Origin of the sequence: Micromonospora sp. WMMA1949, assembly GCF_027460145.1 — a bacterium.
In the GTDB taxonomy this organism is placed as follows: domain Bacteria; phylum Actinomycetota; class Actinomycetes; order Mycobacteriales; family Micromonosporaceae; genus Micromonospora.
Genome location: NZ_JAPZBG010000001.1, coordinates 5,580,625 through 5,602,588, shown reverse-complemented (window position 1 = coordinate 5,602,588; position 21,964 = coordinate 5,580,625). Strand labels below are relative to the sequence as shown.

At 74.7% G+C, this 21,964-nt stretch carries 20 protein-coding genes; 10 read left to right on the top strand and 10 right to left on the bottom strand.

Going from position 1 to position 21,964, the window contains the following annotated elements; all coding sequences use genetic code 11:
- The first annotated feature begins 83 nt into the window (after nt 1-83).
- A complete protein-coding gene (locus O7607_RS26105; protein WP_269705869.1) occupies nt 84-1,367 on the top strand; it encodes a sensor histidine kinase in 1,284 nt (427 codons plus the stop codon).
- Nucleotides 1,355-2,014, top strand: a complete 660-nt coding sequence (locus O7607_RS26100) for a response regulator transcription factor (protein WP_269705868.1) — start codon at nt 1,355-1,357, stop codon at nt 2,012-2,014. Before O7607_RS26105 ends, O7607_RS26100 begins: the two co-directional genes overlap by 13 nt.
- A gap of 8 nt (nt 2,015-2,022) precedes the next feature.
- Here the strand turns inward: O7607_RS26100 and O7607_RS26095 are convergent, their stop codons facing one another.
- Complete coding sequence (locus O7607_RS26095; RefSeq protein WP_269705867.1) at nt 2,023-2,445, bottom strand: acyl-CoA thioesterase; 423 nt, start codon at nt 2,443-2,445, stop codon at nt 2,023-2,025.
- A gap of 71 nt (nt 2,446-2,516) precedes the next feature.
- On the opposite strand from O7607_RS26095, the gene O7607_RS26090 reads away from it, so the two are divergent.
- Nucleotides 2,517-3,260: an N-acetyltransferase gene (locus tag O7607_RS26090; RefSeq protein WP_269705866.1), complete on the top strand. Its 744-nt coding sequence runs from the start codon at nt 2,517-2,519 to the stop codon at nt 3,258-3,260.
- 4 nt (nt 3,261-3,264) lie between these two features.
- Here O7607_RS26090 and O7607_RS26085 read toward each other — a convergent pair whose 3' ends face one another.
- Complete coding sequence (locus O7607_RS26085) at nt 3,265-3,570, bottom strand: DUF1330 domain-containing protein (protein ID WP_269705865.1); 306 nt, start codon at nt 3,568-3,570, stop codon at nt 3,265-3,267.
- Nucleotides 3,571-3,734: 164 nt separating this feature from the next.
- Here O7607_RS26085 and O7607_RS26080 point away from each other — a divergent pair, with 164 nt between their 5' ends.
- Both O7607_RS26080 and O7607_RS26075 read left to right on the top strand, forming a co-directional pair.
- Nucleotides 3,735-4,697 (top strand): hypothetical protein, encoded by a 963-nt coding sequence (locus O7607_RS26080; protein ID WP_269705863.1) that lies wholly within the window; start codon nt 3,735-3,737, stop codon nt 4,695-4,697.
- 40 nt (nt 4,698-4,737) lie between these two features.
- Nucleotides 4,738-5,070: a putative quinol monooxygenase gene (locus O7607_RS26075; protein WP_269705862.1), complete on the top strand. Its 333-nt coding sequence runs from the start codon at nt 4,738-4,740 to the stop codon at nt 5,068-5,070.
- A 51-nt stretch (nt 5,071-5,121) separates the two neighbouring features.
- Here the strand turns inward: O7607_RS26075 and O7607_RS26070 are convergent, their stop codons facing one another.
- Nucleotides 5,122-5,967 (bottom strand): S1 family peptidase, encoded by an 846-nt coding sequence (locus tag O7607_RS26070; RefSeq protein ID WP_269705860.1) that lies wholly within the window; start codon nt 5,965-5,967, stop codon nt 5,122-5,124.
- A 381-nt stretch (nt 5,968-6,348) separates the two neighbouring features.
- Between O7607_RS26070 and O7607_RS26065 the strand changes: the two genes are divergently transcribed.
- Both O7607_RS26065 and O7607_RS26060 read left to right on the top strand, forming a co-directional pair.
- Nucleotides 6,349-7,785, top strand: coding sequence for an endo-1,4-beta-xylanase (locus tag O7607_RS26065; protein WP_269705859.1), 1,437 nt, complete (start codon nt 6,349-6,351; stop codon nt 7,783-7,785).
- 116 nt (nt 7,786-7,901) lie between these two features.
- A complete protein-coding gene (locus O7607_RS26060; RefSeq protein ID WP_269705858.1) occupies nt 7,902-8,837 on the top strand; it encodes a superoxide dismutase in 936 nt (311 codons plus the stop codon).
- 45 nt (nt 8,838-8,882) lie between these two features.
- On the opposite strand, the gene O7607_RS26055 is transcribed toward O7607_RS26060, so the two are convergent.
- Together O7607_RS26055 and O7607_RS26050 are read right to left on the bottom strand one after the other, a co-directional pair.
- Nucleotides 8,883-10,457, bottom strand: coding sequence for a Na+/H+ antiporter (locus O7607_RS26055; RefSeq protein ID WP_269705857.1), 1,575 nt, complete (start codon nt 10,455-10,457; stop codon nt 8,883-8,885).
- 75 nt (nt 10,458-10,532) lie between these two features.
- Nucleotides 10,533-11,153: an L-threonylcarbamoyladenylate synthase gene (locus O7607_RS26050; RefSeq protein ID WP_269705856.1), complete on the bottom strand. Its 621-nt coding sequence runs from the start codon at nt 11,151-11,153 to the stop codon at nt 10,533-10,535.
- A gap of 96 nt (nt 11,154-11,249) precedes the next feature.
- Between O7607_RS26050 and O7607_RS26045 the strand changes: the two genes are divergently transcribed.
- Entirely contained in the window at nt 11,250-11,609 is a 360-nt protein-coding gene (locus tag O7607_RS26045) for a hypothetical protein (RefSeq protein ID WP_269705854.1), read from the top strand.
- A 260-nt stretch (nt 11,610-11,869) separates the two neighbouring features.
- A complete protein-coding gene (locus O7607_RS26040) occupies nt 11,870-14,848 on the top strand; it encodes a glycosyl hydrolase (RefSeq protein WP_269705853.1) in 2,979 nt (992 codons plus the stop codon).
- A 42-nt stretch (nt 14,849-14,890) separates the two neighbouring features.
- On the opposite strand, the gene O7607_RS26035 is transcribed toward O7607_RS26040, so the two are convergent.
- From O7607_RS26035 to O7607_RS26015, 5 genes are all read right to left on the bottom strand, one after another.
- Nucleotides 14,891-15,271 carry a VOC family protein gene (locus tag O7607_RS26035; RefSeq protein WP_269705852.1) on the bottom strand — a complete coding sequence of 127 codons (381 nt, stop codon included), beginning with the start codon at nt 15,269-15,271 and terminating at the stop codon, nt 14,891-14,893.
- Between the two features lie 196 nt (nt 15,272-15,467).
- Nucleotides 15,468-15,887, bottom strand: coding sequence for a glutaredoxin domain-containing protein (locus tag O7607_RS26030; RefSeq protein ID WP_269705851.1), 420 nt, complete (start codon nt 15,885-15,887; stop codon nt 15,468-15,470).
- Nucleotides 15,887-18,679, bottom strand: coding sequence for an FAD-binding and (Fe-S)-binding domain-containing protein (locus O7607_RS26025; protein ID WP_269705849.1), 2,793 nt, complete (start codon nt 18,677-18,679; stop codon nt 15,887-15,889). Before O7607_RS26025 ends, O7607_RS26030 begins: the two co-directional genes overlap by 1 nt.
- A 46-nt stretch (nt 18,680-18,725) precedes the next feature.
- Nucleotides 18,726-19,496: a nucleotidyltransferase domain-containing protein gene (locus O7607_RS26020; RefSeq protein WP_269705848.1), complete on the bottom strand. Its 771-nt coding sequence runs from the start codon at nt 19,494-19,496 to the stop codon at nt 18,726-18,728.
- A gap of 29 nt (nt 19,497-19,525) precedes the next feature.
- Nucleotides 19,526-20,467 (bottom strand): diacylglycerol/lipid kinase family protein, encoded by a 942-nt coding sequence (locus O7607_RS26015; RefSeq protein WP_269705847.1) that lies wholly within the window; start codon nt 20,465-20,467, stop codon nt 19,526-19,528.
- A 156-nt stretch (nt 20,468-20,623) separates the two neighbouring features.
- Here O7607_RS26015 and O7607_RS26010 point away from each other — a divergent pair, with 156 nt between their 5' ends.
- Nucleotides 20,624-21,832, top strand: a complete 1,209-nt coding sequence (locus tag O7607_RS26010; RefSeq protein ID WP_269705846.1) for a hypothetical protein — start codon at nt 20,624-20,626, stop codon at nt 21,830-21,832.
- Nucleotides 21,833-21,964: the final 132 nt, after the last annotated feature.

Genomic DNA, 21,964 nt, shown 5'->3' with positions numbered 1-21,964 from the left:
CCGGTTCCGGGTAGGGCCAGACCTACCCGGAGAGGGGCCCCAGCCGGCTGGGGCGGGCGGCGTGGCCTGGCTAGCGTCGGGCCATGACCATCGATCACGGGCTGGCGGCCGCGTTGCGCGGTCGCCGCTACCTGCTCTCCGCGTGGCCGTGGCGGACCCTGGCGTACGCCGCCACGACGCTGCCCCTGGCCGGCGCAGCGGCGCTCGGCGCGGCGGTGGTCGCCGCACCGCTGCTGCTGGTGGCCGGCGCGCTGCGGCAGGGCCGCCCGGTCGACGCCCTGGCGCTGGCGGTGCTGGCCGTGCTGGCGCTGGCGGTGGTGGCGATCGCCCCGCTGGCCGCCGCGCCGGTGGCAGCGATCGAGCGGTGGCGGCTCGGCCTGGTCGACGACCGGCCGGTGACCGCGCCGAGGTGGCGCGGAATCGCCGCCCGCCTCACCACCGCCGACGGGTGGCGAGAGGGCGCGTACCTGGCGGTGCTGGGTGTGGCGGTGCCGCTGGCGTACGGGATGTTCGGTCTGCTCGTGCTGGTGGACGTGGCCCTCGTCGCCGGTCCGTGGCTGGCCGACGGCGAGGACCGCATCGTGCTGGTCTGGGCCACTGTCGGCTCCCCCGCCGAGGCGGTGCCGTACGCGGTCGCCGGCCTGCTGGCGGTCCCCGCGCTGGTCTACCTGGCCGGGTTGCTCGTCGCGGCCCAGGCGGCGGTGGCCCGCCTGCTGCTCGACGGCGCGCCCGGCGGTACCGCGCTGCGTGAGGTGACCCGGTCCCGGGCCCGCCTGGTGAGCGCCTACGAGGCCGAGCGCCGCCGCGTCGAGCGGGACGTGCACGACGGCGTGCAGCCGCGCCTGACCAGCCTCACCCTGCAGCTCGGGCTGGCCCGCCTCGACGTGCCGGACGACTCCCCGGCGGCGAAGCCGCTCGCGGCGGCGCACGAGCAGGCCAAGGAGCTGATGGTGACGTTGCGCGGGATCGTCCAGGGCATCCGCCCGCCGCAGCTGACCGAACTCGGCCTGGCCGCCGCCGTCGGCGACCTGGCCGCACGGTCGGTCGTCCCGGTCACCGTGCACGCCGACCTGACCCGCCCGGTGCCGGAGCTGGTGGAGACCACCGCCTGGTACGTGGTCTCGGAGACGCTCGGCAACGTCGCCCGGCACGCCGGAGCCGGCCGGGCGCAGGTACGGCTGACCCGTACCGACCGCCTGCTGGTGGTGGAGGTGCGCGACGACGGCCGGGGCGGCGCCGATCCGGCGCGCGGCACCGGCCTGACCGGGCTCGCCGACCGGGTGGCCGCGGTGGACGGACGCCTGTTGCTGTCCAGCCCGCCCGGTGGGCCTACCCTCGTGCGGGTGGAGCTGCCGTGCCGTCCGTGACCCGGGTCGTCCTGGCCGAGGACGAGGTCCTGCTCCGGGAGGGCCTGGTGGGCCTGCTGACCCGGTTCGGCTTCGCGGTGGACGCCGCCGTCGGCTCCGCACCGGAACTGCTCGACGCGGTCCGTACGCACCGGCCCGACCTGCTGGTCACGGACATCCGGATGCCGCCGCAGCACCGCGACGACGGCCTGCGCGCGGCCGTCGCGCTGCGCGCCGAACGCCCGGACCTCGCCGTGGTGGTGCTCAGCCAGCACGTGCAGAGCGGGTACGCCGCCGCGCTGCTCGACAGCGGCGACGGCAACCGGGTCGGCTACCTGCTCAAGGACCGGGTGGCCGACGTCGAGGAGTTCGCCGCGACGCTGCGCCGGGTGGCGGCCGGCGGCACCGCCGTCGACCCGGACGTGGTGCGGCACCTGCTGCGCCGTCCGCGCGACCCGCTCGGCGCACTGTCCCCGCGGGAGCGGGAGGTGCTGGGCCTGATCGCCGAGGGCCACTCCAACAGCGCGATCGCGGCGCGGCTGCACGTCACCGAGGCGGCCGTGGGCAAACACGTGGGCAACATCCTGGCCAAGCTCGGTCTGCCGCCGGACGAGGACACCAACAGGCGGGTGCTCGCCGTGCTCGCCTACCTGCGCGCGGCGGGCTGACCGGTGCCCTACAGGTTCATCGGCACGGGGTCGGTGGCCAGTGCCCGGAACCGCTCGCGCGGGTCCGGCACGAGCCGCCGTTCGGCGAGGTCGAGCAGGCCGCCGACGCCGGACACCGAGGCGACGGGGGTGCCGTCGGCGCGGGTGAACTCCTGGCCGATCCGGAACGTCTTGCCCTCGCCCCAGTGGAACTCGCAGGTCACGTCGACCTCGTCGCCGCCGCGCAGCTCCCGCAGGTAGCGCACCGTCACCTCCAGCGCGACCGGCCCGACGCCACCGGCGATCAGCTGGTTCTGGCCGATGCCCGACGCGCGCAGGCACTCCCAGCGGGCGTGCTCGGCGTACTGGAGGTAGACCGCCTGGTTGAGGTGCCCCTGCGTGTCGAGTTCGTAGCCGCGCACGGTGACGCGGACCCGGAACGGATCTGCCATGGCGGCAGCCTAACCAGCGGCGCGGACAAAACGGCGTGCGGTCCGGGCCGCGCGGCCCTAACCTGCCCGGCGTGACTCTGGAGATCGTGACCCTGGCGCAGCGGCCCGACCTGGCGCCGCTGCTGGACACCGACTTCGACGGCGCCTGGCCGCCGTTCATGCTCTGGGATCCGATGGGCGCGATCTACTACGGCGTCGCGCACGAGCAGTATCCCGAGTTCGTCTTCGCCGCCGTCGACCCGGCCGAGCCGGGCCGGGCGGTGGCCCGGGGGTACGCGGTGCCGCTGCGCTGGACCGACAACGAGCTGCCCGACGGCGGCTGGGACCGGGTGATCCAGCGGGCCACGCTCGGCCGGCTCACCGGGTCCACCCCAAACCTGGTGTCCGCGCTGGAGATCTGCGTGCGCCCGGACCGGCGCGGCGGCGGGGTGTCCGGGCTGATGCTCGCGGCCATGCGCGCGGCGGTGGCCAGCGCCGGGTTCGACACGCTGGTGGCGCCGGTGCGCCCGAGCGGCAAGGCCGCCGTCCCGGACGTGCCGATGACCGAGTACGCGGCCCGGCGCCGCCCCGACGGGCTGCCGGCCGACCCGTGGCTGCGGGTGCACGTCCGCGCCGGCGGGGTGATCGAGCGGGTCGCGCCCCGGTCGATGACGGTGACGGGCACGCTGGCCGACTGGCGGCGCTGGACGGGGCTGCCGTTCGACACCTCCGGGCCGGTACGCGTGCCCGGCGCGCTGACGCCGGTGCTCGTCGACGTCGACCACGACCACGCCGCGTACGTGGAGCCCAACGTGTGGGTGCGGCACCGCCTCTGACGGATCAGGCCGGCCAGGCGTGACCGATCCCGTCGAGCAGCAGGACCACACCGTCGGTGGCCGCCTCCCGGTCCCGGGAGATCTCCCGGTACTCCGCCGAGGTGGACCAGCGCTCGAAGTCCTCGCGGCTGTCGAACGACAACAGCACCGCCTTCTGGTGCGGCCAGTCGCCCTCGACCACGCGGGGGGCGGTGTCGGCGGCGAGCAGCTTCCCGCCGTAGCGGGCCAGCACCGGCGGGAAGGCGGCGGCATACCTGTCGTAGCGCGCCCGGTCGTGGATGGTGATCTGTGCGAGGGCGTAGACGGTCACCGGCCCAGGCTACCGACCGCCCGAGCGCTCCGGCCTCGTCCGTCGGGCGGATCCCGCGCCGTCGCGAGCCGTGTCAACTGTCCGGTGTGCGCTAGCCATTATGGCCCTGACCTGGGAATAGTGACAGCAGGTCCGCGCGGCGCGGGGGAAAGAGGTGGGGCGCCATGATCGAGCAGGAGACCCAGCCCGAGGCCGTACCCGGGCCCCGGAACGCACCGGAGGGCCTGCCGGTACCGCCCGCCACGTCGGTTCCCCGCGCGGTGTGGCAGGTCCGCGTCCGCACCAAGCTCGACGACCTGTACCAGCAGCTCGCGGTGCTGGCCACGCACGACCTCGAGCAGGCCGCGGCACTGCGCGCGCAACTGTCCGGGGTGGAGGCGGTGCTCGGGCGCAGCGGCGTCATCGAGTGGCTGCGCGGCGGCAAGCTCGAGTACGCGTGGCAGACGATCCACTGGGTGGAGCGGGCCATGGTGGGGCTGCGCTCCGCGGACGAGCTGACCGGGCTGCTGCCCGCCTACCGCAGCGCGGCGGCGCAGGTGCTGCCGGCCGACGACAAGGTGCTCACCGACCTCGACACCGTGGCCGGCGGAGTGTCCGCGGATCTGCTGCGCGCCCGGGTGCAGGCGCTGCTGCAGCGCTGCCACGCCGTCTCCGACGAGTTCCACGAGTCGGCGCGCCGGCTGCGCAACCGCATGCTGGGGCTGTCGGTGTTCGCACTGGTGGCGGAGGTCCTGGTGGTGCTGGTGCAGTGGCGCAGCAACGACGTACGGCTGCTGGAGGCGCCGACCGACGCCGGTGGCGTGGCGGCCTGGCGGCTGCTGTTCTTCGTGCTGATCGCCGGCGCGCTCGGGGCGTTCCTCAGCGCGCTGCCCTCGATGATCACCTCACGGTCCGGCGGGCTGCCCTACAAGCTGCCGTTCCAGCAAGGGCTGCTGAAGCTCGCCATCGGTCCGCTGGTCGCGGTGGTCGGCATCATGCTGGTCATCGGCGGCCTGGTGGAGACCAGCGTGAGCAGCACCGCCGCGCTGCTGGGCCTGGCGATCGTGTTCGGCGCCGGGCAGCAGGCGGTCACCGCGTTCGCCGACCGCCGGGCGGCCGACCTGCTCGGTCCGGCGGCCAAGAGCTGATGCCGCGCGGGCGGCCGCCGGCCCTGGGTAGCCTGATCCCATGATCTTCATTACCGCCAAGTTCCGGGTTCGCCCGTCCGACGCCGACAACTGGCCGCGGATCGCCGCCGACTTCACCGCCGCGACCCGGGCCGAGCCCGGCTGCCTGTGGTTCGACTGGTCCCGCAGCCTCGACGACCCGACCGAGTACGTGCTGGTCGAGGCGTTCCGCGACGACGAGGCGGGCGCGGCGCACGTGCAGTCGGAGCACTTCCGGGCCGCCCAGCGCACGCTGCCGCCGCACCTGGCCGAGACGCCCCGGATCGTCAACGTGACGGTGCCGCAGCAGGACTGGTCGCGCCTGGGCGAGATGGCGGTGCCCGGCGACGCCTGACCGGGCGAACGATCAGGCGCGGGTGGCCTGCCGCGGCGCCCGCGCGGCCGGTCAGGGGATGGTCAGGCCGTACGCGGCGAGGATCTCCAGGATCGGCTGGTAGTAGCTGGTGCCGCCGCTCGCGCAGTTGCCGCTGCCGCCGGAGAGAACGCCGATGACGGTGCCGGTGGCGGCCACGTAGAGCGGGCCGCCGCTGTCGCCCGGTTCGGCGCAGATGTTCGTGCGGATGAGCCCGGTGACGCTGCCCTCGGCGTAGTTGACTGTCGCGTTCAGCCCGGTGACCGAGCCGCACCGTACGCCCGTGGTGGCGCCGCTGCGGCAGACCGCCTGCCCGACGTACGCGCTGCCGGCCGCGGTGACGGTGACCTGCCCGGGGTAGGTGTGGATCGCGCTCGGGTGGGCGACGGCACCGGTGTAGCGGACCACGCCGTAGTCGTTGCCGGGGAAGCTGCTGCCGGTCCGGCTGCCCAGCACGGTGGTGCGGGCGCTGTCGGCGTACCAGGTGGCGGCCAGGCGGGTGCAGTGCCCGGCGGTGACGAAGTACCAGGTGGCGCCGCTGCGCACGTTCGCGCCCAGCGAGCAGCGCCCGCCGCCGCCGTAGATCGCCTGACCGCCGGCGATCAGCGTGCGCAGCCGCCCGGGTTCGTGGCGCAGAACCGCGCCGGACCGGTCGGCGGTGCGTCGCAGCGCGGCCAGCTCGCGCCCGCGTACCGTGTCGTCGGCGGTGACGGTGAGCCGGCCGGTAGCCGGGTCGTGGCCCCAGGCGGTGCCGGGCGTGCGAAGCCCGGCCAGGGCGGCGGGCGCGGGCGGCGGTCCGGCGACGCCGGCCCGGGCGACCCCCGGGATGCCGGCGAGCAGGGCGGCGAGGACGAGTACGACGAGCGCGGACCGGCGCATCCTCCAGGACCTCCTCCATCGTCTACGGTCGATTCGGCAAGCATCGGTCCGCGGGCGCGATCGACTCAACCGGCAGAACCGGCGATTCCCGAAACTTCCGGAGTCGCGGCGGGCGGTACGCGCGCGCCCGTCCCCCTGCCCGCCCTCGGCTTCCGCCCCTGGACCGGCCGCCGCCTGCCCCCATGTCGACATATCGAGGTGATTAAGTTTTCGGAACACTTCCGGTAGGCTCCGGGCAGAGATTCGCTTCGATCCACTCACGATGTGCCGGGGAGCCCTCCCCACCTGGCGCGGCCACCGGGCGGCCGCGCGGAGCCGACGTCGTGGCGGGCGGTGGCCGAGGCGAGCCGATCCCATTGACAGGCTAGAGAGGCGTTTCAGATGGACAAGGTGCTCGCCCGCGGCAGCGGGAGCGCGGCAGCCCGGTCACGCCCGCGGACCGCCGTGGTCGCGATGGTGGCGGGGGCCGCGGTGGCCGCCGCCACGATAGCGATGGCGACAAGTGCCAGCGCCGGCACGACGCTCGGCGCCTCGGCGGCGGAGCAGGGCCGGTACTTCGGCACGGCGGTGGCGGTGAACAAGTTGTCCGACAGCACGTACGTCGGCATCCTCAACCGCGAGTTCAACATGGTCACCGCCGAGAACGAGATGAAGTGGGACGCCACCGAGCCGTCCCGGAACCAGTTCAACTTCAGCGCCGGCGACCGGCTCGTCGCGCACGCCCAGGCCAACGGCATGCGGGTACGCGGCCACGCGCTGCTCTGGCACCAGCAGCAGCCGGGGTGGACGGGAAGCCTGTCCGGCAGCGCGCTGCGCGACGCGATGATCAACCACGTCACCCAGGTCGCCACCCACTACCGAGGCAAGATCCACTCCTGGGACGTGGTGAACGAGGCGTTCGACGACGGCAACAACGGCGCCCGCCGCAACTCGAACCTCCAGCAGACCGGCAACGACTGGATCGAGGCCGCGTTCCGTGCCGCCCGCGCCGCCGACCCCGGCGCCAAGCTCTGCTACAACGACTACAACACCGACAACTGGAACTGGGCCAAGACCCAGGCCGTCTACAACATGGTCCGGGACTTCAAGTCCCGCGGCGTGCCGATCGACTGCGTCGGTCTCCAGTCGCACTTCAACAGCGGGTCGCCGTACCCGAGCAACTACCGCACCACGCTGCAGAACTTCGCCGCGCTCGGCGTCGACGTACAGATCACCGAGCTGGACATCGAGGGCTCCGGCAGCAGCCAGGCCACCACGTACGGCAACGTGACCCGGGACTGCCTGGCCGTGCCGCGCTGCAACGGCATCACGGTCTGGGGCATCCGCGACACCGACTCCTGGCGGGCCAGCGGCACCCCGCTGCTGTTCGACGGCAGCGGCAACAAGAAGCAGGCGTACACGGCCGTGCTGAACGCGCTCAACGAGGGCGGCACCACGCCGCCCACGACCGCGCCGCCGACCAGCACCCCGCCGACCAGTGAGCCGCCGACGACGACTGGCCCGCCGACGACGACTGCCCCGCCGACCGGCGCCTGCACCGCCACGATCACCACCAACCAGTGGCCGGGCGGCTTCGTCACCAACGTACGGATCACCGCCGGCTCCAGCGGGCTCAACGGGTGGACCGTGTCGCTCACCGTGCCCTCGGGCTCGGCCGTCACGAACACCTGGAGCGCCCAGGCCAGCGGCACCACCGGCGCGGTGACGTTCCGCAACGTCGACTACAACCGCCAGGTCGGTGCCGGTGGCACCACCGAGTTCGGGTTCCAGGGCACCGGTACCGCGCCCTCCGGCACGCCGACCTGCGCGGCGGGCTGACCGTCGGCGCGACCCGGCACGGGAGCACCGTGCCGGGTCGCGTCCCCGGCGGTCACCGGCCGGTGACCGTACAGTGGGGTGGGTCCTGTTCCACCGCCATCGCCGGAAGGACCACAGTGAACCGACGCATCAGGACCGCCCTCGGCGTCGCCCTGACCGCCACCCTCGTCACCACCGCCGCCCCGGCCCCGGCCGCCGCTGCCCACGACCGCCGCCCGAGCGTCATCGCACTGCCGGACGGCTTCCAGCCGGAGGGCGTCGCCGCCGCCGGCCGGTACGCCTGGTTCGGGTCGCGGGCCACCGGCGAGATCTACCGCGCCGACCTGATCACCGGAGCGGGCAAGCAGGTCAGCCCCGCCACCGGCACCCCCTCGCTCGGCCTGAAGGTCGACCCGCGGGGCCGGCTCTTCGTCGCCGGCGGCACCGCCGGGGACGCCCGGGTCATCGACACCCGCACCGGCGCTGTGCTCGCGAGCTACCGGTTCGCCGAGGCGCCGACGTTCGTCAACGATGTCACGCTCACCCGCGACGCCGCCTGGTTCACCGACTCGAACCGGCCGGTGCTCTACCGCCTGCCGCTGGGACGCGGCGGCACGCTGCCGCCCGCCGACGGCTTCACCATGCTGCCGCTGACCGGCGACTTCCAGCAGGCCGGCACCGGCGTCAACCTCAACGGCATCGCGCCCACCCAGGACGGGCGGGCGCTGATCGTCGTGCAGTCGAACACCGGGACGCTGTTCCGGGTGGACCCGGCCACCGGCGTCACCACCGCCGTCGACGTGCCGGGCGCCACGTTCCTCAACGGCGACGGCCTGCTGCTGCTCGGCCGCACGCTGTACGTGGTGCAGAATTTCCTCAACCAGGTCGCCGTGGTCGACCTGAACCGCTCCGGCACCACTGGCACGCTGCGCCGGGTCATCACCGATCCGGGCTTCGACGTGCCGACCACCGTGGCCGCCGCGCTCGGCCGGCTCTACCTGCCGAACGGCCGGTTCACCACCCCGCCGACGCCGACCACCCCGTACACCGTGGTCGCTGTCGACCCGCGCTGACCCGGCTGCCGCCCGCGCCGGCCCACCGGCGCGGGCGGCAGCGGCTCACTCCTCCATCTCCGGCCCGAGCAGCCGGATCTCCTCGATGTCGATGGCCGCTTGGAGCTGCCGCAGCACCGTGTCGTCGATCTGCCTGGTGTTGCGCAGCCGGGTGATCTCCTGCCGTTTGTGGTCCAGCACCCGCAGCCGCAGCCGGCGAGCCATCTCCCGCTCCCCCTCCGCGTCCTCGCCGCCCGGGTCACGAACGTCGGCCAGGTGGTCCTCGTAGTCGGCGCGCAGCCGGTCCACGGTGTCCTGGGTGGCGCCCACGTCGCTGGCGGCCCGGGGCAGCGCCTCCAGCGCGGCCTCGGTGGCCCGGATCCGGGCCCAGCGCACCTCCTCGTCCCGTTCCCGGTCGCCGTTCAGGCCGGCCCAGCCCACGACGGCCGGCAGCGTCGTGCCCTGCACCAGCATGATCAGCACGATCACCACGACGGTGACGAAGATGATCAGGTCGCGTTCGCGCACCGGGGTGCCGTCGTGCATGGTGACCGGCACGGCGAGCGCCGCGGCGAGCGATACGGCGCCACGGAACCCGGCCCAGCCCACCGCGGTACGCATCCGAAAGTCGAAGTGCCGCGCCCGGCTCGACTCGCGGCGGTCCACCCGTTGCAGCACCGACACCGACAGGTGCACCCAGACCAGCCGGATGGCCACCACGACCGCCGCGACGAGCACAGCGATGCCGAGCGAGGCGGTCGGCGAGTGGCTGGTGATGCCGCGCAGCGAGCGGGGCACCTGCGTACCGAGCAGCACGAAGAGGCCGCCGTTGACCATGAAGGTGGACAGGTCCCAGAACGCGAACGCGGTGACCCGGGAGCGGGCCCGGATCACCCGGGGCGCGGCGTAGGACAGCACCAGCCCGGACACGACGACCGCCAGCACGCCGCTGGCGTGCACCGCGTCGGCGAGCAGGAACGCGACGAACGGGGTGAGGATGCTCAGCCCGCCCTCGCGCATCGGGTCGTCCACGTGCTTGCGGATCAGCACCACGACCGCGCCGACGAGCAGGCCCGCGGCCACCCCGCCGGCCGACTTGCCGACGAACTCGCCGGTGAGCAGCAGCGGCCCGGGCACCGTCCCGCCCGCGACCACGCCCGCCGCCACGGCGAAGAGCACGAGCGCCGTACCGTCGTTGACCAGGCTCTCCGCGCGCAGCGTGGTGAGGATGCCGCGCGGCATCCGTTTGGCCAGGCCGGCCACGGCGGCGGCGTCGGTGGGCGCCAGGACCGCGCCGAGCACCCAGGCGGAGGCCGCCGCCACACCGAGTACCTGCGCGGTGAACGCGACAGCCGCCATCGTGACGATCACCAGCACGACGGCGAGGCCGACGATCACGACCAGGTTGGCCCGGATCTCGCGCAGGCTGATGACCAGGCTCTCCCGGTAGAGGATCGCCGGGAGGAACAGCACCAGCACGACCTCGGGTTCGAGGATCAGGTTGTCGAACGGCGGCAGCAGGCCGATCAGCGCGCCCATCGCGATCAGCAGGACCGGCGGCGCGACGCTGTACCGGCCGCCGATGGTGGTCCCGACGAGCACGGTGGCGCCCAGCACCGTGATCAGCAGGAGTGCTTCCACGCCGTACCCCCGTCACCGTCCGCCGTCCCCACCGTGCCCTACGGCGGCGGCCCGGCGGGGCGGAATCGGTGATCGCTACTCGAAGCGGGCCGGGTCGCCGGCGCCACGGCGCAGGATCTCCGGCTCGTCGCCGGACAGGTCGACCACGGTGGTCGGTTCCAGCCCGCAGTCACCGGCGTCGACCACGGCGTCGATCAGGTGGTCGAGCCGCTCCTTGATCTCCCAGCCCTGGGTCATCGGCTCGTCCTCGCCGGGCAGCAGCAGCGTGCTGGACAGCAGCGGCTCACCCAGCTCGGCCAGCAGCGCCTGGGTCACCGTGTGCCTCGGCACCCGCGCCCCGACCACCCGCCGCCGCGGGTCCTGCAACCGGCGCGGCACCTCGGCGGTGGCCGGCAGCAGGAACGTGTAGCTGCCCGGGATGACGGACTTGACCTGGCGGAAGACCGCGTTGCTGAGCTTGACGAACTGGCCGAGCTGAGCGAAGTCGGCGCACATCAGCGTGAACGGATGCCGGTCGTCGAGCCGCCGGATCTCCCGGATCCGCTCCACGCCGTCGCGGTTGCCGATCCGGCAGCCGAGCGCGTAGCAGGAGTCGGTCGAGTAGGCGATCACCCCGTCGGCGCGCAGCAGGTCCACCACCTGCCGGATCACGCGGGGCTGGGGGTTGTCCGGATGCAGGTCGTAGTACCTCGCCACGCCGGCCAGCCTATGTCCGCGCCCGGCCGCACGCAGGTTTGGCCGGGGCGGTTTCCGGAAACAGGTGGGGGCCGTTCACGACAGGGGGACCGAATCATGTCCGAAGCCAGCACAGACCGCGTCGCCGACCGCCCCGCGGAGGTGACCGATCCGCTGCTGTGGGACCTGGCCGCCGCGGTGGCCGACGCGCACCAGCCGGACGCCGAGCGCGTCTGCGCCAGCCCGAGCTGCGCCGGGGCGGCGTGGCCGTGCGCGGCCTGGAACAACGCGCAGGCGGGGCTGGGCGCGGCTCGCAAGCCGCGGCAGCCCGCCGCGCCCGGGCAGCCGGCCACCTCGCCGCAGTCCACCTCGCCGCGGCCGGTCGTCGCCGGGCAGCCGGGCGCCGGTCAGACCGGTGAGCCGGGCACGGGCACGGCGCGGACCGGCGCGCGGAGCCTCGCCGCCACCGCCGCCTGACTCACCGTAGGCGCACGCTTGAAGCGCCGCCCCCGCCCGTCTCGGCCGGGGGCGGCGCTTCAAGCGTGCCGTCGTGGCTGGTCAGCGGGCTTCGCGGGGTGACCGGAGAGCCCGCGGTAGGCGCGGGAGAGCGCTCTCCCTCGCAACAAGACATTGACGGATCCGTAACCCGAACCTTAATGTCCCTTCTCAAGAGAGCGCTCTCACGACGCCGGAACACCACCCCCGTACCTCGCCTTCTCCTCGTGAAGGGGACCTCCATGACCCTCCTGCGGGACTTCTCCCCCGACCCCGTACCCCTGCCCGTCCCGTCCCCGGCCCGCCGTCGCGGGTTCCGGGCGACCGCCCTCGTCGCCGCCTCCGTGCTCGCCGCCGGCCTGCTCGGCGTCGTGGTCGGCGGTGGCGGCACCGCGACCGCCGGCGCCGTCGGCGCGGGCAGCTACACCGAGACCCGACCCGCCGGGGCCCTGCTGCCGAAGGGCTGCGGCGCGATCAGCACCAACCCGAGGACCTTCACCACCGCCGACGCGCCGGCCGGCGCGATCCCCACGAACGACTGGTGGTCCTCGCTGATCTGGAAGCGCAACAACTGCACCGGCAGCGAGGTCCTGCACGCGCACCCGCTGGCGGCCAAGGCCGAGACCAACGGGCTCGGGCTGTCGTACACCACCACGCCCGCGATCAGCGGTACCGCGACCGGCGTCGGGGAGTTCCACTACCCGTACACCGAGGACGTCCGCGTCGGGATGCCCGGGCTGTCCGCGCCGGTCGTGAAGGCCGCCGGGTGGAGCGACTGGACCGTCACCGCGGACTGGAGCGACGGCAGCCGCACCATGCGCGCCACCATCGGCCACGGGCTGCCGATCAGCTACTACACGGTCAGCGGCGGCACCGCGCAGCTCACCGCCGCCGGGACGCCCACCGTCTGGCGCAACTCCGGCGCCACCATCGGCTTCACCGTCCGTGGCCACGACTACGTCGCGTACGCCCCGAGCGGCGCGACCTGGACCGTCAACGGCACCGGCATCAGCTCCACGCTGGCCGGCAAGGGGTACTTCTCGGTCGCGGTGCTGCCCGGCGGCGGAGACCGGGCCGCCCTCGCCGACACCTTCGGCCGGTACGCCCACGCCCACGTCACCGGCACCCGGATGAGCTACGCCTACGACCCGTCCGCCGGCACGGTGCGCACCACGTACGCGTTCACCACCACCCCGCGGGAGGGCAGCGAGACGAAGACGGTCGTGGCGCTCTACCCGCACCAGTGGCGCAGCCTCACCGGCGCCACCCCGATCAGCCAGACCTACGTCTCGGCGCGCGGCGCCATGCGGGTGCTCACCGGCGTGCCGTCGTTCACCACCACGATGCGCTTCACCGGCGTGCTGCCGGAGGTGCCCGCCGTGGGCGACTCCAGCGGCGCGGACCTGTCCACAGTCACCGGCTACCTGAACGCCGAGCAGGGCAACCCCGAGGGCGTCAGCGGCCCGGACACGTACTGGGCCGGCAAGGGACTCGGCCGGGCGGCCCGGATCGCCGAGATCGCCGACCAGCTCGGGCAGACCTCGGTCCGCGACGCGGCGCTGACCGCCATGAAGAACCGGCTGACGAACTGGCTCACCGCCGGCTCCGGCGAGACCGGCCAGCTGTTCTACTACGACCGCAACTGGGGCACGCTGATCGGCTACCCCGCCTCGTACGGCTCCGACGAGGACCTCAACGACCACCACTTCCACTACGGCTACTTCATCGCCGCCGCCGCCACCGTCGCCAAGTTCGACCCGGGGTGGGCCGACGACAGCCGCTACGGCGGCATGGTCGACCTGCTCATCCGGGACGCCAACAACTACGACCGCGCCGACAGCCGCTTCCCCTACCTGCGGGACTTCGACATCTACGCCGGCCACGACTGGGCCTCCGGCCTGGCGCCGTTCTTCGCCGGCAACAACCAGGAGTCCTCGTCGGAGGGGATGAACTTCGCCAACGCGCTGATCCAGTGGGGTCAGGCCACCGGCGACACCGCCGTCCGTGACGCCGGGGTCTACCTGTGGACCACGCAGTCCGCGGCCATCTCCGAGTACTGGTTCGACGTGTACGACCAGAACTTCCCGTCCGCGTTCGGGCACAAGACGGTCGGCATGGTCTGGGGCGACGGCGGGTCGTACTCCACCTGGTTCTCCGCGGCGCCCGAGATGATCCAGGGCATCAACATGCTGCCGATCACCGGCGGGCACCTCTACCTGGGCGACTTCCCCGAGTACGTCAAGGCCAACTACGCCGAGCTGGTCACCAACAAGGGCGGCCCGCCGACGGTGTGGCAGGACATCATCTGGGAGTTCCTGGCCCTCGGCGACGGCGAGCAGGCGCTGCGCAACTTCCGGGCGAACAGCGGGTTCACCAGTGAGGAGGGGGAGAGCAAGGCGCACACGTTCCACTGGATCCGCAACCTGGCCGCGCTCGGCACCGTGGACACCACGGTGACGGCGAACCACCCGCTGGCGAAGGTGTTCGTCAAGAACGGCGTCCGCACCTACGTGGCGTCGAACATCACCGCCCGGCCGCTGACCGTCACGTTCTCCACCGGCGTCACGCTCGCCGTGCCGGCTGGGAAGACCGCCACGTCCGGGGCGTACACGTGGAGCGGCGGCAACGCCACCGGCGGCGGGGCCGTGCCGACCGGCAGCCCCTCGACGTCGGGGCCGAGCCCCACCCCGACCACCGCGAGCCCGACGCCGACCTCCGCGAGCCCCAGCCCGACGGGTACGGGCAGCCCGCTGAAGCCGGTCCGGTACCTGCGGTCCGGCGGCGGCCTGGACGGCACCGCCGGCACCTCCGGCACGGTGAACGTGGCGGCGGCGTCCGGCAACTCCGACGGCACGCCCACCAACCCGCAGGTGTTCACCGCCACCGGGCTGACCGGCGCGTACACCGGCGGGGCGACCGCCTTCGACCTGGCCGTCGACGCGGGCACCGCGGTCGGCAACGGCGTCCAGATCCGGGTCTCCTACGACCTGACCGGCAACGGCAGCGTCGAGCGGGTGGAGACCTACCGGTACTTCGCCACCGATCCGGTCCCGGGCGCGGAGCGCTACCGGCAGACGCAGGGTCTGCTCTCGTCCACCGGCACGCTGGGCAACCTGGCCGGCGGCACGGTACGCGTCGAGGTGTGGAACGCCATCGGCGGCGCGCCCACGATCCTCGGCGTCGGCAACAGCTCGACGGTCACGCTGCCGTACGGCTCCTGACCCCGTGGCACCGGTGCCCCGGCTCACCGCCGGGGCGCCGGGTCACGGCCAGCGGGTGGCGGTCTTGTCGAACAGCTCGCTGTCGCTCGCCACCGGAATCACGCACAGCAGGTGCCCGCCCGGCGCCCGCAGCACGTGGCAGTCGAGCCAGCGGGACACCGGCGTGGCGCCCAGCCCGCACAGCCGCTCCACCTCGGCGGCCACGTCGTCGGTCTCGATGTCGAGGTGGTAGCGGGGCGCGTCGCCGACCGACTGCACGGCGGTGACCAGCCCCGGCAGCACGTCGGCCAGGCCGGTGAACTCCGGTTCGGCCGGATCGGTGCGCAGGTCCGCGCCGAGCGCGGCGGACCAGAACGCGGCCGCTTCCCCCGCCTCGTCCCGCGGCGCGTCGATGATGAGGGCGTACCACCGCGATCGATGCATCGGCCGAGCTTAGCCACGACCGGCGGCACCGGCAGCCCCGCGCGCGTACCGCGCCGAGGTCGCGCTGATCCGCCTGGTGCGCCGACCAGCGGGCGTCACCCGCCGCCCGGTCTCGGCCAGGTCGTCCGGGGCGCCGTCCGCGACGCCCTCTTCGCACGGTATGCCCGTCGGGCCGCCGGTGCCGGGGTTCGCCAGGTCAGGCGCCGAGCCGCGCCCGCAGCCACGCCGGGTCGGGATTGACCACCGCCCGGTCCGGCAGCACCACGGTGGGGACCGTCTCGTCGCCGCCGGTCACCGCCCGGACGGCGGCGGCGGCCTCCGGGTCGCGCCAGATGTCCACCCAGTACGCGCGCCGGGCCCGCCCGCCCAGCCGGAGACGCAACCGCAGGCAGTACGTGCAGCCGGGCCGCCAGTAGATCACCGGCCGGCCGTCGTCAGCGCTGCGCCGACGGGCCTGCGCAGCGGTCAGCGACCGGGGGAACGCCAGCGGCGAGAAGACGGCCGCCAGCGCGGCGAACGCCAGGAACCCCGCCGTCGCCGACACCGGCGTGTCCTGGCCGGCGGCCACCGCCACGCCGACGACCAGCATCAGCGCCGCGAATCGCCAGCTGCGCATCACGAGGTCACCTCGGCCAGCAGCTCCAGCAGGTGCCGGTACGGCTGCCCGGTGGCCCGCGCCAGCCCGATCTCGCAGGTGCGGTTCACCGAGGCGTACCCGTCGAAGGGCCGGGCCGTGACGGCGGCGGCCTCGGCCCGGGTGGCCGACGCGGTCAGCTCCGGATGCAGCAGCCCCCGGTCACCGGCGAAGCCGCAGCACTGCCAGCCCTCCGGGACCACCACCTCGTCGGCGACCGCGCGGGCCACGGTGAGCAGCGCGTCGTCCAGGCCGAGCCGGACCGACGAGCAGGTCGGGTGCAGCGCGAGCGAACCGATCCGGCGGCGCACGGTCAGGCGGGGCAGCAGCGTGCCGGCGGTGTACGCCACCGCGTCCACGACCCGCACGTCGCCGGCGCCGTCGAGCAGCCGCTCGAAACCCTCGGTGCAGGACGCGGCGTCGCTGACCACCGGCAGCGCGCCGTCGCGGCTGGCCGCGCGCAGCACCGGCGGGACGCGGTCGCGCACCGCCCGGTAGCCCTCGGTGAGGCCCTTCGACGACCAGGGGGTGCCGCAGCACAGGTCGCCGATGCCGTCCGGCACGAGCAGGCGTACGCCGGCCCGCTCGGCGAGCGTGAGCAGCGCGGCTGCCACGCCGGTGCCGCCCCGCTCCGGAGCGAACAGGGTGCCCAGGCAGGACGGGACGAACACCGCGTCCGGGTCGTCGGCCCGGTGCGGGCGGCGGGGGGTGCCGCCGCGCGGCAGGTCCCGTTGCCACCGCGGTACCCGGTCCGCGCCGAGCACCGCGCGGGCGGCCCGGGTGGCGGCCTCGGGCAGCGCGGGCGGCAGCGCCCCGGCCAGGTCGAGCCCACGGGCCATGCCCCGGGTGGTGGCGCCCCAGCGGCGGGCCGCGCCGCGCCAGGCGGTCCCCGCCGCCCGGCCGTGCTCCTGCGCGCGCAGCCGCTTGACGAGGTCACCGGTGTTGATCAGCACCGGGCAGGCGGTGGCGCACATGCCGTCGACGGCGCAGGTCTGCACCGCGTCGTAGTCGTAGGCGTCGGTCAGTTCCCGGGCCAGCGCGGTGTCGCCGGCGGCCCGCGCGGCGGCGATCTCCCGGCGCAGCACGATGCGCTGCCGAGGCGTGGTGGTGAGGTCGCGGCTGGGGCAGACCGGCTCGCAGTAGCCGCACTCGACGCAGCGGTCCACCTCCTCCTCCACCGCCGGCACGGTCTTGAGGTGCCGCATGTGGATCTCCGGGTCGTCGCTGAGCAGCACACCAGGATTCAGCACGCCGTCGGGGTCGCAGAGCGTCTTCAGCTCGCGCATCACCTCGTACAGCTCGTCACCGAACTGACGGCGCACGTACGGGGCCATCACCCGGCCGGTCCCGTGCTCGGCCTTGAGCGTGCCGCCGTGGCCGAGCACCAGGTCGACCATCTCCTCGGTGAAGTCGGCGTAGCGCGCCGGGGCCTCACCCCCGTCGAACCGCTCGTTGAGCATGAAGTGCAGGTTGCCGTCCTTCGCGTGGCCGAAGATGACGCTGTCGGCGTACCGGTGCCGCTCGAACAGCTCGGCCAGCGACGCGCAGGTGCCGGCGAGCGCCTCGACCGGCACGGCGATGTCCTCCAGCAGCGCCGTGGTGCCGGACGGGCGGGCGCCCGCGACCGCCGCGTACAGGCCCTTGCGGATGTGCCACAGCGCGGCGCGGGCGGCGGACTCGCCGCTGAGCCGGGCCGGGGCGCTCAACGGCAGGCCGGCGAGCACCGGTTCGGCGCCGGCGACCCGGTCGGCGAGCGCCGCCGGGTCGGACTCCTGCCACTCGGCGAGCAGCGCCGCGTGCCCGCGCACGGCCAGGCCGCGCAGCGCGGCGTCCGCCTTCGGGTCGCGCTGGGCCACCCGCAGGGCGGCGGCATCCAGCAGCTCGACCGCCGCCGGCCCGGCGGCCACCAGCGCCGGCATGGCGGCCATCGCCGCGCCCAGGGAGTCGAAGACCAGCAGGCCCGTCGCGGCGTGCCGGTGCACGGGTACGGTCCGGAACGTCGCCGAGGCGACGAACGCGAGCGTGCCCTCGCTGCCCACCACGAGCCGGGTGAGCAGGTCGGCCGGGTCGTCGTGGTCGAGGAACGCGTTCACGCCGTACCCCATGGTGTTCTTCATGGCGTACTGGGCGCGGATGCGGCGCACCGAGTCGGGGTTGCCGCGTACCCGGTCGCGCAGCCGCAGCAGCCCGGCGTGCAGGGCCGGTTCGGCGGCGCGCAGCCGGGCGTCGGCGTCCGGGGCGCCGGTGTCCAGCACGGTGCCGCTGGGCAGCGCGAGGACCAGCGACTCCAGCGTCCGGTACGTGTTGAACTCGGTGCCGCAGGTCATGCCGCTGGAGTTGTTGGCGACCACGCCGCCGACCGTGCACGCGGACTCGCTGGCCGGGTCGGGGCCGAGCTTGCGGCCGTACGGCGCCAGGCGCGCGTTCACCTGCCGCAGCACCACTCCCGGCTGCACCCGCACCCGCCGCCCGTCGTCGAGCACGCTCAGGTCGCGGAAGTGCCGCCGCACGTCGACCAGCAGCCGGTCGGTGACCGCCTGGCCGCTGAGGCTGGTGCCGCCGGAGCGGAACGTCAGCGGGGTGCCGGTGCGGGCGCCGTACGCCAGCAGCGCGGCGACCTGACCGGCGTCGGCCGGGGTGATCACCGCGCCGGGGTGCAGCAGGTAGTGCGAGGCGTCGTGGGCCATCCGCAGCCGGTCCGCGGCCCGGGTCGCCACGCCGCCGGGCACCACCGCCTCCAGCCCGGCCCGCGCGGACGCGCTCAGCTCCGTCATGATCACCGCACCTCCCCCGGCTCACAGTAGTCACGCACGGCGGCGCTCACCGCGCGGTGATCCGCTCCAGCACCCGCCGCTGGAACGCGCGGGCAGCCGGGCCGGACGGCGGCGTACCGCCCCAGCGAGCCTCGATCGAGGTCCGGATCAGCGCGGCGTCCGGGTCGTCGGCGGCGACCCGCAGCCCGGCGTCGACCTTGCCCAGCCACACGCCGTCGCGCCAGCGCACCAGCGTCCGGCAGGCCCCGAGCACCGCGTCCTCCGAGCCGGGGGCCGGTGCGTCGCCGGGTGGCGTGGGCAGCGCCAGCCACCAGCGCAGCGCGTCGGCCAGCAGCGTCCGCAGCGCCTGCGGGGACGGGTCGGCGAACACGTCGGCGGCGGGCGGGCCGAGCAGGGCCAGGCCGGACTGGCGCAGGATGCTGCGGTCCAGCGCGTACCAGAACCGCCCGTCGGCGGCCGGCCGGTCCGCCGGCTCGTAGGTGGCGCGGAACGGCATCGTGGCGCCGGTGTTCAGCTCGACCTCGAAGCCCGGCTCCGCGGTGCCGGAAGCCGCGACGTCGCGCCGGTAGACGACGAGTTCCAGGCCGCGTGCCGGGCAGGGCAGCGACTCGTGCCGCAGCCGGTCCACGAGCAGGCGCTTGTCCGGCTCCGGCACCGGTCCGGCGGCCACCAGCGCCACGTCCACGTCGCTGCGGCCCGGCTGGTACGCGCCCAGCCCGACCGACCCGGCGGCGTACGCGCCCACCAGGTCGTCACCGAGCACGTCCCGGGAGCGGCGGAGCACTTCGGCCAGGTAGTCGCGGATGTCGTCGCGCATTCCGGCATCCTGCCCCGGCCCGGTCGCGGTCAGTCCGCCGGGTCCGGACAGCACACGGTCAGCGCGCCCGGGACGACCTTGACCTTGAGCCGTTTCGCCTTGCCCCGGGCGCCGCCGTCCAGCTCGTACGTCTTCGGCGCGTCGAACCGCACCGAGATCTTGCGGCCCCGGGTGATCCGCACGAACGGCGACTCCTCGGAGCGCCCGGCGGCCATCCGGCCCAGCGTGCGCGCCCAGTCCACGGCGCCGCTGGCGGTGGACACGCCGACTTCGAGGGCCCCGTCGTCGGGGCGGGCGTCGTCGAAGGCCGGGATGCCGCCGGTGATGGTGCCGACGTTGCCGAACAGCACGCAGCTCGCCTCGTCGTCGAACCAGTCGGCGCCGTCGACCCGGATCCGGGTCCGTACGCACTCGCCGCGTACGTGCCGCAGCCCGGTCCAGACGTACGCGATCCGGCCGAACCGGCCCTTGAGCTGCCGGTCGGCGTCACGGATCAGGTCGCCGTCGAACCCGGCGCCCGCCATCACCGCGAAGTGCTCGCCGTTGATCCGGCCCAGGTCCAGCTCGCGCCGGCGGCCGTGCAACGCGATGCGTACCGCCTCGGGCAGGTCGACCGGGATGCCCAGGTTCACCGCGAACAGGTTGGCGGTCCCGGCGGGCAGGATCCCCATCGGCACACCGCTGCCGGCCAGGGCGTCGGCACACCGCTGCACCATGCCGTCGCCGCCCCACACCAGCACCAGCTCGGCGCCGGAGTCCAGCGCCGCACGGACCCGCTTGGGGGCCTTGCGGCTCTTGGGCACCTCGTACCAGAGCAGCCGGCCGACCCCGGCGCCGACGAGGCGGGAGCGCAGTTCGTCGAGCCCACCGCCGAACGTCTTCTTGCGGTGGGCGACGACGGCGACCACACCGGCCGGAGGCGCGGCGGGGGCGGGGGCGGTGTCCGGGCGTTCGGCCGTGCGCGTGTCCATGGCCCGGCTGGTACCCGGACGCCGCGGATCCCACGCCTGCGGCCCCGGCGCGACGCGCCCGACTCGCATCGACGGCGTACTGTGCCCGGACCGCCACGTTCGGTACAGTGCGGTGCGTCGATCCGTGCCGCCGGGTGCGGGTCCGAAAGGTGTGGGATGTCGGGACGGACCGGGTGGGTGGCGCGCTACACGCTGCGCCTCGGTCTGCTGCTCGGCGGCATGGCCGTGGTCTGGGGCGCCCACGAGGTCGCATCCGGCTCGGCCGCCCACGCCGCCGACCGTCCGTCCGGCCCGCTCACCGCCACGGTCGGGGTGCTCACCCACACGCTCGGGACGGCGCTCGGCCTGCCGATGTCCGGAACCGACGACGGCGGCGCGCCCCCTTCCGGGTCCGGCGGCGCCACGGCGGGGCCGACGGCGCCCGCCGCGCCTGTTCCCGACTCCGGCGCGCCCTCGCCGACGCCGGGTGTCTCCGCGCCGGCCCCGGGCCCGGTCCAACCGGCAGCGCCGGGAAAGGCCGAGCCGACAGCGCCTGGTAAGGCCGGACCATCGGCGCCGGGCGCGGTTCCGGCCGCGCCCGCCGAGCCGGCACCGGGCCGACCGGGCGGCGCGGCACCGGCCACCGGCCGGGTGGTCGAGGCGGTGGTGACCCCGGTCCGGGACCACGTGCTCACGCCCGTCGCCGACGGTCTGCGCCCGGTCACCGACCCGCTGCGCGATCACCTGCTCGCGCCCGTCGCCGACGGTCTGCGCCCGGTCACCGACCCGGTGACGGTGGGCGTGCTCGACCCGGTGGCGGACCTGCTGTCCCCGGTCGTGGAGCCGTTGCACCCGATCCTCGGCCCGGTCTGGCGGGGCCTGGAACCGGTGCTCGACCCGCTGGATCCGGTGCTCGACCCGCTCAGCCCGGTGACCGATCTACTCGACCCGCCGGAACCCGGCCCGCCTGCGGCACCCGACGAACCCGTGCCCGGCCCGGCCGATCCGGGTACCCCGGTCGTCCCGGCCGACCCGGCCGCGACGCCGGCACCGGCACCCGGGCGTGCGCACGACACGCCGCCCCGCGGACCGGTCCTCGCCGCCTCGGCGGCGCGCACCCCCACCGTCGTCGGCGCGCGGTGGGTCGACAGCGTACGCAGCCGGGCACCGGCGACTGTCGGTCCGGCCGCGCACGTCACGACCGCGCCCGCCGTGCCGCTGCCGCTCGACGGCGTCACCCACGGCGGCGGCGCGGTGCACAGCGAGCCGGCCGACGCGCACGCGAACCGCTGGCGGCTGCCCGCGCTGACCCACCGGTACGCCCGACCGGCGGCCGAGCCGCTTCCGCCGTCGCGCACGTCGCGCCCCGGCACCAGACCCGCCTGAGCGGACTCCACAGGCACCACCTCCGATCCGGAGCACGGGCGTGTCCCGCCCGACTGCCGCATGCCGCGGCGGCGCCGCCGACTGTCGTCCGGCGCCCGCAACCGACCCGACAACGCCTGGACAAACAGGAGT